Genomic DNA, 14858 nt, shown 5'->3' on the forward strand with positions numbered 1-14858 from the left:
CCTTATACCTGTTCTGCTATCAGTATTTCACGCACACTTTCGGCACTGGTAGCAGACAATAATGCATTGCGTACAGATTTTTGTGAAAATTTTCCGGCCAGTTCTGATAAAACATTCAAATGCTTGGTTGATGCATTTTCCGGTACCAATAGTATAAATACCAGACTGACGGGTTGCTCATCCGGAGCATCAAATGCGATGGGTGTCTGCAGACGGAAAAACGCACCTACCGTATCCTTCACTGCACCGGTACGCCCGTGCGGAATGGCCACACCCTTACCTAGTGCGGTTGAGCCCAGCTTTTCGCGTGCAAACAAACAATTAAAAACATCTTCCTGCGACAAACCTGCCTCTTCGGATAATAATTGACCGGCTTCTTCAAACAGACGTTTCTTACTACTTACATTTAAATCAAGAACCACATGTGAAACCGGTAAAATATCCCCAATTAAACTCATGCTCATATTCAATTCCTATCAAACTGCACTGTACAGCCGGCTAATCCGAAAAGGGGACTAATTTACTTTGCTGATTCAGATGCAATTTATTTCAATACAATCAAATTACAAAATTATCTCTTATTTCTACCTGATAATGCTTTCATCGTTCATGATTTGCCTATCCAGTAATGCAGAAGTAATCCAATAAACAGGATAAGACCAATCCGGTTATTACGAACAAACATGGTAAAGCATATTTTGCGGTCTCTCGTACGAATATTGAGCCACTGACAATACTGCAAAACAGATACAATTACCAGTGCCAGCCAGTACCAGATAGTGGCGTGAATCTGCCAGCCAGCCAGAATCATCAGCAGATCAAACCCTGCATGACACAACATAACAGCAGTAATATCGTGATTACCAAAAGTAATTGCAGATGTATGAATGCCGATTTTTAAATCATCTTCCTTATCTGCCATGGCGTATATAGTGTCATAAGCTAAAGTCCACAATATATTGGCGGCCAGCAAAATCCACGCAATCATCGGCACATGATTAGTTATCGCTGCAAACGCCATAGGTATCCCAAACGAAAATGCCAGACCAAGATATAACTGCGGTAATGGAAAAAAACGTTTAGTAAACGGATATGTCATGGCTAGAAATAGTGCGGGAATACTCATCAGCCAGGTAAGCCGATTCATAGGCAGCAAACAGAATGCAGATAAAATACACAATAGTAATGTCAGTATGAGCGCTTCTTTTTTACTTACCTTTTTTAAAGCAAAAGGTCGCTGACAGGTACGATCAACAGCACCGTCAAAATCGCGGTCTGCATAATCATTAATCACGCAACCGGCACTACGCATTAAAAAAGTGCCGATTGTAAACAGCAGCACGATTAACCAGTCCGGATATCCGTCTGCAGCAATCCATAAAGCCCACCAGGTTGGCCATAACAGCAATAACGTACCAATCGGCCGGTCTATACGCATTAACTGTGTATAGACTTGAAAGCGCTCAGCCAACTGCCCGTTTTTTTTATCTTGCAGTTTCCTTTCTACAAAAAATCGATTCACACCTGTCTTTCAATGTTAATGCATGATTAAAAAATACAAAGATAGCCTCTGCCACATTGCCAGAACACTACTGATGCTACTACTATCAGAAAGAAGTCGGCAAACCAAATAATTGTAGCATAAGCATAACAGCTAACTGCACTCTGAAACCATAATCCAAAGGAGTAAGATATGGATTTAATTTTATGGCGTCATGCTGAGGCTGAAGACAGCCGCAATGATATGGCACGAAGATTAACAATTAAAGGTCAGCAGCAGGCAAAGTCCAGTGCTCAATGGTTGCATCAGCATTTACCGGATAACTTTCAAGTTTTCTGCTCAGAAGCAGTAAGAGCACAGCAAACTGCAGAATTTCTTAAACAGCCTTTGACTATTAATAAATTACTGAATCCTAACAGCCATCCGCTTAATCTCGCTACTTTTCTGCAACAACAGAACGCTGTTTCTTCTACACAGATATGGGTAGGTCATCAACCCTGGATAGGTCAGTTCTGCGCTTATTTGCTCAACGGCATCTGGTTACCGCAGCAATTCTGGTCAGTGAAAAAATCAGCTTTTTGGTGGTTTGATATCCGTTTTTATCAACAGCGCCATCAGGCACGACTAAAAGTCGTTCTTTCACCCGCTGCTTTAAAATAAACCATACAGATATAATCAACAAATGAAAGCATATAGCGATGAGTTGGTTACATAAAAATGTCAATATCGGACATAATCAGTTCAATGAAAAAAGCTTTTTCACAAAGCTTAGTAAAAATGCCTTAATTCTGGGTAAACCCGTAATGGTGCAGCTATACACCTTATATCTGCTTTTTAAATCAGCAGAAACACCGCTACGCAGTAAAATGCTGATATTGGGTGCACTGCTCTATTTTCTCAGTCCTATAGATCTGATTCCCGATTTACTCGGACCAATAGGATTTACTGATGATATTGCGGTTATTACCATGGTATGCAGACAGCTGCAAAAAGCCATCACACCAGCACTTAAAGCTCAGGCTGAAACAGCTGTTTCCCGATTCTTTCACCGTTAAATCATATTTTTCTGCTAAGCTATTCAATATTATTTTGATATAGCCGCATCAGTTTATCCATAAAAATAAAAAGCTGCTGGTTCATAACAGAATAATCAAAAGATCTGATTTCCTCTGCTGACTGAATAAAAGGATAATTAGCTGCTTTCTCTAATTCAGATGCAGAAGCTGAAATTAATTTATCAATAGCTTTTGCATTCAGCTCCAGATGACACTGAAAACCGTATACCAACGATGCATAACGGATAATCTGACGCGGACAACCTTTACTATAGGCAAGCACTTGTGCCTGTTCGGTCAGACCCGGCATATCACCATGCCAGTGTGCCACTAGCATTTCTTTATCAAAATGAGAGATAAGTTCATCAGCCATACCTGCTTGAGTTAAATAAATTGGAAAATAACCAATTTCTTTATTAGGACTGTGTTCATACATTCCGTTTAAAGCTTGCCCGATTAATTGGGCACCTAAACAAATACCAAGCACAGCCTTACCATCATTAATAGCATTGAGAATCAGACTTTGCTCTGCTTTAGTGTCGAAATAGGGACATTCCTCAATTGTCGTAACTGGTGATTGCGGCCCCCCCATAATAATCAGCATATCGAAACCGGCTTTAGATTCGGGTAATTTGTCGCCAAGATATACTCGTGAATGCGAAATCTGATAATCTCTGCTGAATGCCCATTCTTCACAAGCTGCAGCTTCTTCATAATCCTGATGAATAATAAAATGTACCCGCAATTTTATTCTCCTCATATACAATAAAATCAGAATGAACCGGTTAAACTATACGATTTTTTCAAGTAGATATCCAATTATATAAGGATCTCCATTCATCAGATTTTTGATTTAGGATACAGTCAAAGCAAATATAATAGCGCCGCACAAACAGTGCGGCGCTGATTTAAGCTAAGGTAAAATTAATTACTTGCTGGCTTTAAATTCTTCATGATATTCACAAGCCAGTTTATGCAGAGATGCACCAATAGCTTTGTACTGGTATTCATTCAGATTGGCTAATGAAACACGGCCGGATGGGTGGCGTACGGCAAAACCTTTACCCGGTAACAATACTACGCCGGATTCATCCGCAATTCTGAACAGTAGTTCATTCGGATTTTTGGTTTTAACAACCCATTCAGCAAACTCATCACCATACAGCTGACGTGCAGTATCTTCCATATCAACCAGAGTGTAGTAATCCACACTGTTTTCATTAAACTCATGTTTAATGCCCAACTGTTTGTACATGGCAGCACTGCGGTTGCGAATCAGAGCCATCAGAGCATCTTTATACTGTTTCTTGGTATCCATCATTTCGGCCAGAGAGAACAGTACCATCTGCACCTGTTGTGGTGTAGACAAACCAGCTGTGTGGTTCAGAGCAACAGCACGGCTGTCAGCAACCATACGGTCGATCAGTTTCAGTTTTTCCGGTTCCGGAGTAATAGACAGATAACGTTTGTGCAATACCTGACGTTCTTCTTCAGGCAGCTCAGCAATTTTCTTGTCCAGTACATTTTCTTTGGCCATGGCAATTACACCCAGGCGCCAGCCGGTAGCACCGAAGTATTTAGAGAAAGAGTACACTAAAATAGTGTTGTACGGGCACAGAGTAAACAGAGATTCAAAGTTCTCAGCAAATGTACCGTATACGTCATCAGTCAGAATAATCAGATCAGGACGTTTTTTCACAATGTCAGCAATAATCTGCAGACTGCGGTCGTCCATTTTCACTGAAGGCGGATTGGATGGGTTAACCAGATAGAATGCTTTGATTGAAGGATCTTCCAGTTTGCGCAATTCGCTTTCAGGATACTGCCAGTCCAGTTTCGGATCAGCATTGATCAGAACTTCTTCCAGTTCATAATCGTTCAGTTCTGGAATTTCCAGATAGGGTGTGAAAATTGGTGCGCCCAGAGCAATTTTATCGCCATGACGAATCAGACCATTCTGTTTCAGAGAACTGAAAATGTATGCCATAGCAGCAGTACCACCTTCAGTTGCAAACAGATCGATATCATCATTAGACATCGTTTTAGCACCCATTTCTTCAAGAATATAGGTTTTAACGATTTCTTCAGACAAGCGCAGCATACGGTCAGGTACAGGATAATTGCAACCCAAAATACCTTCAGTCATTTCTAACAGGAACTGATGCTGATTGTAGCCAAGCTGGTCACGTACATAGGACATGGCTTTGCTCAGAAAATCAACGCCTGGTTTGTGGCGGTTACGACGGATAAAGTCGTCAAAACGTGCCATCAGATCATCTTTAAAGGGCATACCACCGATATTCTGATCCAGGAAAGAGAAAGAAATTTCAGACTCTTCTGCAGCAAACAAACCTAATTCAAAAAAGGCATTGCGTGGTAATGTTGCTAAAAAGTTAGGGTTACCACGACCGGCGTTCAGCATCATCCGATCGTTGCGGCTCTGTGCCAGATCAATCAAGTGATTTTTCAACTCAAACGGGCTTAAATTAGCATATTTTTCAAAATCATGTTTTGAAGTCATAATAGTTTCCTCAAGAAGTTAAAGCACATATCAAACAAGAGCCACAATCAACGGACCTAACAATGTCAGGAACACATTGGCTAATGCATATGTAACGGCAAATGGAGTAGTCGGAATTGCATTGCCTGCTTTATCCAGAACTTCACCAAATGCAGGATTGGCACTGCGTGAACCAGCCAAGGCACCTGCAAATACAGCTGCATTGTCATAACGGAGCACATAGCGACCAAAGAAAATAGCCAGAATCATCGGAACCAGAGTAACCACCACACCGATCAGGAACAGAGTCAGACCATGTTCTTTAATAGTGGTAATTGCCTGTAAACCTGATTGCAGACCCACAACAGATACGAAGCCGGCCAGACCGAAATCCTTCATAAACTGAGAAGCCGCAGCAGGCATATTGCCGAATGTCTGTTTACGGGCACGCAGCCAGCCAAAGAAAAGACCAGATAACAATGCACCACCACCGGCACCAAGCGTAATCGGAATATTGCCGATACGAATTACTACCCAGCCGATAATCAGACCAAGTACTACGCCCAGACCGTGATAAGCCCAGTCAGTTTTACTATTAACCGTAATAGGTGCACCGATGATGTGTACGACACGGTTAATATCACTTGTAGAACCGTAAATGGTCATTACATCGCCCAGTTTGAACTCTGTATCAGGTGTCAGATCCAGTTTTTCACCATTGCGATGCAGTTCAATCAGATAGATACCATGCTGAATTTCAAAATCTTTATCGCTCATATGAACTTTGGAACGAATTTCAGCCATGGTTTTATTCGCATACTCAGGATTGCGGAAAACCACATTTTTAGTATCAACAATGACTTCCAGACCCGGCTCGGCATCTAGTTCGCGGCCGAATAAAGTGCTGACAGAAGTAACAGCTTCACGACGACCAACAATCAGGATGATGTCTTCCGGTTTCAGAATCGTAGACGGAGTGCAGTCAATCAGATTACCGTGACGTTTAATGCGTTCAATCGTAATACCCAGATTTTCTAATTCAATATCTTTAATAGATTTCTGAATATCATGTTCAACCACATAGATACGTCCCACCATCTGCGTAATTGCCATCCCCTGATTACCTTCCAGTGCCATAGCACCTTTCAGTTGTTCAGCTTCTGCAGCTACCGCATCATCGCGAATATCCCGACCCATAATTTTCGGTAACACATTCATACAAATTATGATTGCGCCCAGAGAACCAAAGATATATGTCACCGCATAACCAATAGCTACATTAGCCTGTAACTGCTGTAACTGATCGGCAGGCAGACCCATATGTGTCAGAGCATCAGCAGCCGTACCCAGAATTGCTGACTGAGTTAAACCACCGGCAGCCAGACCAGCGGCCAGACCTTTATCCAGATGGAACAGGCGTGCCATAATCATTACCGTAATAAAGCCGGTAATGGCGATAAACAATGCCAGAAAGATTTCACGCAGAGTTTTTACACCCAGTGAACGGAAAAACTGAGGACCACTTTCATAACCCACAGCGTAAATAAATAAAGTAAACAGCAATGCCTTAAGGCCAGAATCAATGTGAACATTGAGCAGGCTTAAGACCACTGCCACCAGCAGGGAACCGGCAACCCCGCCAAGCTGGAACTTACCGAAGCGTATATTGCCCAGCAAATATCCCAGACTTAACGACAGAAACATCAGAATAACCGGTGATTCCTTAATATTAGTCAATACCCAATTCAACATATGTCTACCTTCTCCTGAAAGAACGAAGGCTAGTGTGCGCTCGTGCGCTTTTAATTTTTGTCTAAATATTCATATGTACGAAAATTAATGATAATTTTGGTATTTTGTTAACAACATTGGCATTTAATTAATCCAATTAATCGCGTTTAATTACTATGTAAGAATAATTTCACATTCCTGCGCCAATCCTGTTTTTTGCTTTTTTCAACTGATTTTAAAGAGAAAAGTTAAGATTTTGTTCAGAATTTTTTATTAATATATTAATATAATTTAAAACTATAATATCTATATTGAATAAAATTTATTAAATAATCTGTTATTCTTATATCTTACTAGCCAATAAAATAATTTATTTCTAATTGAATATATTTAGTCAAAATGCATATTTAATTATTAAACTATATAAACTATTTTTCAATACGATTGATAATCTATAACATATTGAAATGATAATAAGAATCCTGTTTAACAACTACGCTAAACAGTCAGATTTCTGTTGCCATTTCACAACAAATCATCTATTTTTTCTAAAAAAAATGATATTAAAATTAACACAAATTGCTAATTAAAATATCCATTTCAAATTATAACTAATTAAAACCATTTAACTACATAAATTTTACATAATTATTTTTTGATTTCTCAAATTTGAATTTTGGCAGATGGTTTTATTGATAAGGGTTTACTTCATTGACATTTATACCAATAACTCTTTAATACTTAAAATAAATCAATTCAGACAAGAATTTTAGCCTGACATATACACGCTATATCTGATAAGAGCCTGAGTATTTCCAGAAATGAATATAAAAAAGCCTGAATAATTTTCTTTCAGGCTCTTTTCAAACAATCAAACAGATAAAAGTATCTGCTTCACTATACAATAAAATTTTTCAGCGTAATAAAGGTAATGATTCAGTATTGATAAAATTAACCACATTACTCAAATTATTTTGAGGATTATCTTCTGCATTCGGTTGATCTGTAGCATCTGCTGAATCATCACCATCATCAGATTCTTCATCATATAAACTAAATGCCTTTGTATCAGTATCGGATGAATCTACACCAATATCTTTAATCAGCCGATGATATTCGGCAGATTGGGCTAATAGCTCTTTCGCAGCTTTACGCAAATTATTCACTTCACTGCGTGCCAGATAAAACGTTGTTGGTATATGAATTACTTTATCCCTTAAAGGGGAAGAAGGTAAATCCAGTAAATTCACACTTATATAATATACCCGCGGTGTACCCTCACTACGATTTTCATTCCACCAGTCTACATATTTCTGAAATTGATGCTGAGTATCTTCTGAATACTTCTCAATCGGAATACTGGTTAAAGCTCTCACTACTTCAGTAGTTCCGGGAACACTGGCGCTACTGTCAATTTCATTTTTGCGCTGTGTCTGGGCGTTGACATTAATAATGATAATTTTATGAATATTCGCTGATTCCAGCTGGTCATACAAAGTTTCATTACTATATAACTCAGTTGTGTCCAGCAAACTGCGTAATCCGAGATTATCCGTTAATCCACCATCCAGTAAATGAATATAAGGTCTTTTCTGACTATCCTGATATTGCTTGAGATTATTACGATAAGCTGTACGTGTCTGAGCACGGAAAGCTGTCGTGCCGGTAGCATCAGCATTATTACTATCAACCAGATTATCTGGTAACTGATAATGGCAATTACCGCCATTGTTATTCAGAGTTACCGGTGCAAAAACCAGTGGCACAGCACTGGATGCCGCTACGGCACGGGAAATGGGTAATTTAGTTAAATCAATGCAGAGTAAATCAAAATACTCCTGCGTAAAATCCAGCCGGCTGCCCAAACTCATATCAGTAGCACTAATTACCACAAACGGCCCCTTACGTTTATTATTTAAATCCGCATAAGTAGCGCCATGATATAAATGTAAATCCAGCTGTTCCTGTAACAAATCACCGCGGCCAAATTCCGGTGAAGCCAGCCGCGACCAGTTAGCCATCGAAAAAACCTGACCAACTAACATTTTCTGCAAATTTAAATTGAGAAAATTTTGCTCAAATTTCGGTATTGTATCGGCTCCATGTAATCCAAAATAAGTAGCTAAAACTGAGCCTCCGGATATACCATAAACCACATCAACCGTATCAAGGAGACTCACCTGTTTACCGTCTATTTTTACTTGCTGCTTTTTCAGAGATTCCAGAACCCCATAACCAAACGCAGCTGCACGGGTTCCGCCACCGGAAAGCATCACAATACCGATTACATCGTCTATTTTCTTCGCATCATTGTTTAACAATGCATGTTGTATACGATAACCCTCCTGTTCATCAATATGATCAATTGTGTCTATAGGCTGATATTGCAGTGTAGAACAGGCACTCAGGCTCAATACGGCAATCAGTATCAGCAGGTACCATCTAACAGATCTCGTAATACTTAGCGGCATTACAGCTCCCGGAGCGGAAAATATCAGGATACCTGATATATTTTGATTAATTAATAATTGCTATTATCATGTAATCTATCAGTGTACCATTACTGCCACTTATTCATACAAACAGAAAATTAAACGATAACATAATTTTCAGCTTAATTATCTTAAATCAGTTTTCATCAGTAATTTGCCAGCCACCGCCTAATGCCTTATACAGATTAACCAGATTACGTGCCTCTTCCAGTTTGCCCTGAATTTGCTGATCATCCAAATCTTCTGCATTCAGGCGTGCCCGTAAACTGCGGTCCAGGGTCATATCGCCATAGCGAAACAGTTTTTCAGCCGCACCGGCCTGACTGGCAGCCTGCATTTGAGCCTCATGCATTAACCGGTTTTGTTTATTCAGACTAAATTGCATCTGATATGCACTATCTACTTCAGCCAGAGCCTGTAAAATCATCTGGTCATATCCGGCAATAGCTGCCTGTAACTGAGCATCAGCCCGCTCAATATTATGTTTGATTCTGCCTGCAGTAAACACAGGAATAGTCATGCTTGCATTCAGCAAACCGGCCGTATTTTTTAAATATGAAGTACTGCTGTCTAAATGTATTTGTCCGGTCTGCCATAAAAAATTAAGCGAAAATCGTGGCAGACGGTCAGCTTTAGCACTGGCTAAACCGGCACTCATCGCTTTCACCAGATTTTCCTGAGTGCGGATATCCGGTCTCCGGGTAATGAGATCCAGTGGAACCTGTCCCGCCGGAGCAGAAGGTAAATGCTGAAAAATATCCAAAGACGCAGGCGCAACCACAAATCCTTGCGAAGACTGACCGGTCAATACTGCTATATTGCGCTGATAAACATCAGCTTGTGCCTGATAAGTAGCAATTTTTGCCTGCATAGCTGAAAGTTTTGCCGCAACTTCTCTGACATCATAAGCCGATGCCTGACCTGCACGAAAACGCCCTTCCGTATATCGCTGCAATTGCTTAAGAGTAGCAACACTGTGCTCACCTACTTTTACCCGTTGCTGCATTGCACGCATTTTCAGATAATTATCGGCAATTTCACTGCCAAGCATCATCTGCGCACCATGCCAGCGTTCTGTTTCGCTCAGGCTCAGATAATGCATTTCATCAGCATCACTGCGTTTCTGTCCGAATACATCCGGCTCCCAGCTGGCTGTAAAACCTGCCTGAACCGTATTACCATGAACATGCTGGCGATTATTACCCTGCGGCGAACCAGTTGCCTGCAAGTAATCCTTTGCATTACCAATTGCCGGTAAGTTTAAATCTTTAAGTGAATTATCACCATTGTAACGATGTAATCCTCCGCTACTTTCCACACCTGCCTGCGGTCCTAAATCAGACTCAGCCATAGCAGCACTGGCTCGTGCTGCAAGCATATTTGCTTTCATTTTGGCCAGATTCCGGTTATTTTTTAATCCGGTTTCAATTAACTCATTCAATACCGGATCCGGCCAGCTTTGCCACCAGCGGCTGATATCAGCTGAGCCGCGTGCTGCCGCATTCTGATCAAACTGCTGTGGCATACCGACAGTAGATTTCACCTGAATATCAGTTCTGCCGCAACCTGCCACCAATCCTAAAGCCAGTAATACAGACAACCATGTTTTATTCATCACCATACTTCCCTAAAATCCGGTGTAAGCATCAAGAATGCTGTGCCAGCATGCCACGAAATCGCGATAGCGCCAGAGCCAGAAACAACACACCCATTATGCTCATCATCAAAATTTTCGGCCAGACAATATCCAGACCGGCATTCCGAAAGAGCACATCCTGACTAAACTGAGTAAATTGAGTTTCCGGTGAAAACCAAGTTATATACTGAAAAACTGCCGGCATACTTTCCAATGGCGATTCAGAGCCCGAAAGTAAACGCATTACCACATAAATCGGCAAACATAACAAACCAAACTGCGGCATGGTAGGAGCCAGCGTTGCAAACCAGATACCCAGAGACGCCACAGAAAACAAATAAATAAACATGCCCATACTAAATAAAAATATTGAGCCGTTTATCGGGATATGCAGCCAGCCCTGAATAACCAGCCATAAAGACAGCAGAGAAGCTACTGAGATAACCGCACCATTAGCAAAAATCTTGGCCATCACAATTTCACTGGGTCGTACCGGCATAACCAGCAACTGTTCAATCGTACCATGCTCTTTCTCACGGATTACCGCGGCACCGACCAGAATAATCGCCAGTAAAGTAAGATTGGATACCACATTCATCGTAGCGATAAACCATGAGGATTCACCATTGGGATTAAACTGAATATTTAACACCGGCGTAACCGGAGATAACTTCACTGCAGACTGCTGATGTAAAAAAGAACGTGTCTGTGCATCAATTATCTGGCTTAAATAATTAAAACCTATACCAGCCTGCGTTACTGACGTCGCATCAGCCAGCACCTGAATGGTAGGAGACCGTCCTGCGACCACATCGCGTTCAAAATTGGCCGGAATATCCAGTACAAAGACATAATCACCTTTATCCATAGCCGCATCAATTTCTTCACGCTTTACTTCTACCGGCTGTTTAAAATAAGGTTCCAGCAAAGAATCACGAATTTGGTAAGACAAAACACTGTGATCAGCATCCATAATGGCAACTGAAGCATGGCGCACTTCGGTAGTAATACTGGTTGCAACTGAGTAAATGGCTAAAGACAGCACGACTACCATTAATGCAATTAAAACCACATCACTCAGCAGGCTTTTCAGCTCCTTTACACTCAGCACCCATACATTTTTAAACCATTGCAGCATCTATACCTCCTGCTTCTTCAGTAAGCAGCCGGCCAGAAAAACGTATACCAGACAAAATACCATTAATATCAAGTAATAATTAATAAAGTCCAGAAAGCCTAAGCCTTTAGTAAAACCGCCTAAACTGATTAACTGATACCATGCAGTCGGGAAGCTCCAGCCAAACCAATAATTAACCCCGCTGAGTGTAGACAGCGGATACAGCAGACCGGAAAAATTCAGCGCTGGAATTAATGATAAGATTGCCGAACCGAAAATGGCAGCCACCTGCGACTTTACAAAGCTGGAAATCAATAAACCGAAAGCTGTCGCTGCAAATATCAATGCCAGCGCACCCAGACTCATCGCCAGAAAACTGCCACGCACAGGTACACCCAATGCCACTACGGCCAGCCATACGAGAATCAGATAGCTGAGAAAAGAAACAAACACATAAGGAAGCTGTTTACCAATCAGAAACTGTCTAACCGATGCGGGGGAAGTATACAAATTAGTAATTGAACCGATTTCCCGTTCTCTGACTACCCCGAGAGCCGTCATCATTACCGGTATCAGCATCATAGCCATCATAATCATACCGGGGGTAATTGCAAAAATACTTTTAAAATCCTGATTATAAACATAGCGCGGCGCGATCTGCGCAGCCGGCTTAAGAGAGATTGGCAAACCTGTTTCAGTCCATTTCATCGCTGTATAGTTATTTAGTGTCGATAAAATAAAACTTTTAATATTTTCTGCCATAAACGGCATCGTACCATCAATATAAAAGCCTACTTCCGGCTTATTGCCACGCAACAGATCACGACCAAAATGCGGCGGGATATCAATCACCATTCTCGCATTGGAAACCTTAAGCGTATTATCAATCTCAGCAGCACTGTGAAGATTGCTGGTGAAAGTAAAATAACGCGAACCCTGAAATTGCTCAATCAAAGCACGGCTTTCTACCGTATGATCCCTATCTATTACCGCAAATTTCACATGCTCAACATCAAATGATACTGACCATGCAGCCATCATCATTAACACCACCGGCCCAAACAAAGCAAAGAATAAACGAATTTTATCGCGCAGTAATTCCTTGCCTTCGCGTACAGCAAATGTCCATATAGTCTGTAGCCAGTAAGCCAGGCTATCAACATCCGTTGTTTTACCCGAAGATTGACCAAATCCGCTTTCATGCGCGGTGTTTTGGGTTTCTTTTGTATCTGAAGCAGATACCTGAGATTTAGGCTGATTTTTATCTACAGCCTCCTGCAAGTAATCAATAAATGCGGTTTCAAGATCATCTGTATCCTTACTTTCACACAGTTCTTCTGGTGTCCCGATAGCCAGAACCCGCCCCTGATGCATGAATGATATCCGGTCACAGCGCTCTGCTTCATTCATGAAATGCGTAGAGACAAAAATAGTAGTACGATGATTTCGCGACAAATTTAGCAGATGATGCCAGAACATATCTCTGGCCACCGGATCAACCCCTGATGTCGGCTCATCCAGAATTAATACCTGAGGATGATGCAGACAGGCTGCTGCCAGCTGCAAACGCTGTCTGATACCCAGCGGCATTTCACTAGGCTGAATGTCTGCAAATTCAAGCAGATCAAATTCCTGTAAAGACTGCTGAACAGAAGAATCAATCTGTGCAGCATCCATACGGTATAATCGGGCTGAAAGTACCAGATTCTGTCGTACCGTTAACTCTTCATATAAAGAAAACGACTGCGACATATAACCGATTTTCATCCGAGTCGTCATATCATTGGCATTAACCGTATGACCTAACAGCTCAGCAGAACCGGAGCTGGCATCCAGCAGCCCCGTCAGCATTTTCATGGTTGTTGATTTACCACAACCATTCGAACCAAGAAAACCAAAAATTTCGCCCCGCTCAATCCTGAAACTAACATTATTAACGGCAATAAAATCACCAAAACGTTTGGTTAAATCTTTTGCCTCAATCGCCGGTGGAGAGTCTTTATCCGGAACAAACGGCGTTAGTTGCAGACTGCCCGATTTATTCTGCTTATTTTCGGGCAAAAGTTTGACATAAGCCTGTTCCAGCGTATCCGTATGGGTATCATCTAAAACCTGCTGAGTGGGCGCATTGACAATCAGACGACCATTATCCATTGCCAGCAGATATTCAAAGCGCTTTGCTTCATCAAAATACGCCGTGGCCACAATCACCGTCATATCTGGATTTTCTGCTCGCAATTCATCAATCAACTGCCAGAACTGCCGGCGCGATAACGGATCCACCCCAGTAGTTGGTTCATCAAGAATCAGTAATTCCGGATTGTGCACCAGCGCACAGCATAAACTTAATTTCTGTTTCATTCCGCCTGAAAGCTTACCTGCCGGTCGGTCAGCAAAAGGTGATAATCCTGTCGCCCGCAACAAACGCGCAATACGTTCGTGACGCATACGTCCGCGCAAACCGAATAAACGAGCATGAAAATCTACGTTTTCATTAACCGACAATGTTGGATAAAGATTCTGACCAAGCCCTTGCGGCATGAACGCAATCCGGTGGCTTAGCGACTGCCGGCTATGCTTGTCCGCCATACTGGCGCCAAATACCAGTACCTCGCCCTGCTGAATAATTTTTACACCGGCTATCAAAGACAGCAAAGTAGACTTACCCACCCCGTCCGGACCAATCAGACCCACCGTTGCACAGCGCCGGATTTGCAATGATACATCCTGCAATGCCTTCGTCTGACGGTACTGATGAAAAACATGGCGTAAATCTACAGCCCATTCTTCTCCTGTTACAGCCTGCGCTTTGGCCGTACTATCCAT

The 14858-nt window shown here is 41.6% G+C and carries 11 protein-coding genes; 2 read left to right on the forward strand and 9 right to left on the reverse strand.

Going from position 1 to position 14858, the window contains the following annotated elements; genetic code table 11:
* Positions 1-2 precede the first annotated feature (2 nt).
* Positions 3-458 carry a PTS IIA-like nitrogen regulatory protein PtsN gene (gene ptsN, locus GYX91_RS05635; protein ID WP_025330763.1) on the reverse strand — a complete coding sequence of 152 codons (456 nt, stop codon included), beginning with the start codon at positions 456-458 and terminating at the stop codon, positions 3-5.
* 149 nt (positions 459-607) lie between these two features.
* Positions 608-1438, reverse strand: a complete 831-nt coding sequence (ubiA, locus tag GYX91_RS05640; protein WP_174830171.1) for a 4-hydroxybenzoate octaprenyltransferase — start codon at positions 1436-1438, stop codon at positions 608-610.
* A gap of 255 nt (positions 1439-1693) precedes the next feature.
* Between ubiA and GYX91_RS05645 the strand changes: the two genes are divergently transcribed.
* Together GYX91_RS05645 and GYX91_RS05650 are read left to right on the forward strand one after the other, a co-directional pair.
* Positions 1694-2161: a histidine phosphatase family protein gene (locus tag GYX91_RS05645; protein WP_174830156.1), complete on the forward strand. Its 468-nt coding sequence runs from the start codon at positions 1694-1696 to the stop codon at positions 2159-2161.
* A gap of 38 nt (positions 2162-2199) precedes the next feature.
* Entirely contained in the window at positions 2200-2556 is a 357-nt protein-coding gene (locus tag GYX91_RS05650; RefSeq protein ID WP_078475639.1) for a YkvA family protein, read from the forward strand.
* Positions 2557-2575: 19 nt separating this feature from the next.
* Here GYX91_RS05650 and GYX91_RS05655 read toward each other — a convergent pair whose 3' ends face one another.
* From GYX91_RS05655 to rbbA, 7 genes are all read right to left on the reverse strand, one after another.
* On the reverse strand, positions 2576-3316 hold the full coding sequence (locus GYX91_RS05655) for a glutamine amidotransferase (RefSeq protein ID WP_202983729.1): 741 nt from the start codon (positions 3314-3316) through the stop codon (positions 2576-2578).
* A 168-nt stretch (positions 3317-3484) separates the two neighbouring features.
* Positions 3485-5077 carry a bifunctional aspartate transaminase/aspartate 4-decarboxylase gene (locus tag GYX91_RS05660; protein WP_025330768.1) on the reverse strand — a complete coding sequence of 531 codons (1593 nt, stop codon included), beginning with the start codon at positions 5075-5077 and terminating at the stop codon, positions 3485-3487.
* A gap of 30 nt (positions 5078-5107) precedes the next feature.
* On the reverse strand, positions 5108-6808 hold the full coding sequence (gene aspT / locus GYX91_RS05665; protein ID WP_037476278.1) for an aspartate-alanine antiporter: 1701 nt from the start codon (positions 6806-6808) through the stop codon (positions 5108-5110).
* Between the two features lie 893 nt (positions 6809-7701).
* Positions 7702-9258, reverse strand: a complete 1557-nt coding sequence (locus GYX91_RS05670; RefSeq protein ID WP_110414243.1) for a patatin-like phospholipase family protein — start codon at positions 9256-9258, stop codon at positions 7702-7704.
* Positions 9259-9415: 157 nt separating this feature from the next.
* Positions 9416-10894 (reverse strand): efflux transporter outer membrane subunit, encoded by a 1479-nt coding sequence (locus GYX91_RS05675; protein ID WP_174830157.1) that lies wholly within the window; start codon positions 10892-10894, stop codon positions 9416-9418.
* A 31-nt stretch (positions 10895-10925) separates the two neighbouring features.
* Positions 10926-12053 (reverse strand): ABC transporter permease, encoded by a 1128-nt coding sequence (locus tag GYX91_RS05680; protein ID WP_037394999.1) that lies wholly within the window; start codon positions 12051-12053, stop codon positions 10926-10928.
* Positions 12054-14858, reverse strand: coding sequence for a ribosome-associated ATPase/putative transporter RbbA (gene rbbA, locus GYX91_RS05685; RefSeq protein WP_174830158.1), 2805 nt, complete (start codon positions 14856-14858; stop codon positions 12054-12056).

Source organism: Snodgrassella sp. ESL0304, from assembly GCF_013344995.1.
GTDB classification, from domain to species: domain Bacteria; phylum Pseudomonadota; class Gammaproteobacteria; order Burkholderiales; family Neisseriaceae; genus Snodgrassella; species Snodgrassella alvi.

Bases quoted from the DNA above. Each gene is read 5' to 3' on its own strand.
- ptsN (WP_025330763.1), bottom strand. From the start codon at position 458: ATGAGTTTAATTGGGGATATTTTACCGGTTTCACATGTGGTTCTTGAT.
- ubiA (WP_174830171.1), bottom strand. From the start codon at position 1,438: ATGCGTATAGACCGGCCGATTGGTACGTTATTGCTGTTATGGCCAACC.
- GYX91_RS05645 (WP_174830156.1), top strand. From the start codon at position 1,694: ATGGATTTAATTTTATGGCGTCATGCTGAGGCTGAAGACAGCCGCAAT.
- GYX91_RS05650 (WP_078475639.1), top strand. From the start codon at position 2,200: ATGAGTTGGTTACATAAAAATGTCAATATCGGACATAATCAGTTCAAT.
- GYX91_RS05655 (WP_202983729.1), bottom strand. From the start codon at position 3,316: ATGAGGAGAATAAAATTGCGGGTACATTTTATTATTCATCAGGATTAT.
- GYX91_RS05660 (WP_025330768.1), bottom strand. From the start codon at position 5,077: ATGACTTCAAAACATGATTTTGAAAAATATGCTAATTTAAGCCCGTTT.
- aspT (WP_037476278.1), bottom strand. From the start codon at position 6,808: ATGTTGAATTGGGTATTGACTAATATTAAGGAATCACCGGTTATTCTG.
- GYX91_RS05670 (WP_110414243.1), bottom strand. From the start codon at position 9,258: ATGCCGCTAAGTATTACGAGATCTGTTAGATGGTACCTGCTGATACTG.
- GYX91_RS05675 (WP_174830157.1), bottom strand. From the start codon at position 10,894: ATGAATAAAACATGGTTGTCTGTATTACTGGCTTTAGGATTGGTGGCA.
- GYX91_RS05680 (WP_037394999.1), bottom strand. From the start codon at position 12,053: ATGCTGCAATGGTTTAAAAATGTATGGGTGCTGAGTGTAAAGGAGCTG.
- rbbA (WP_174830158.1), bottom strand. From the start codon at position 14,858: ATGGATAGTACGGCCAAAGCGCAGGCTGTAACAGGAGAAGAATGGGCT.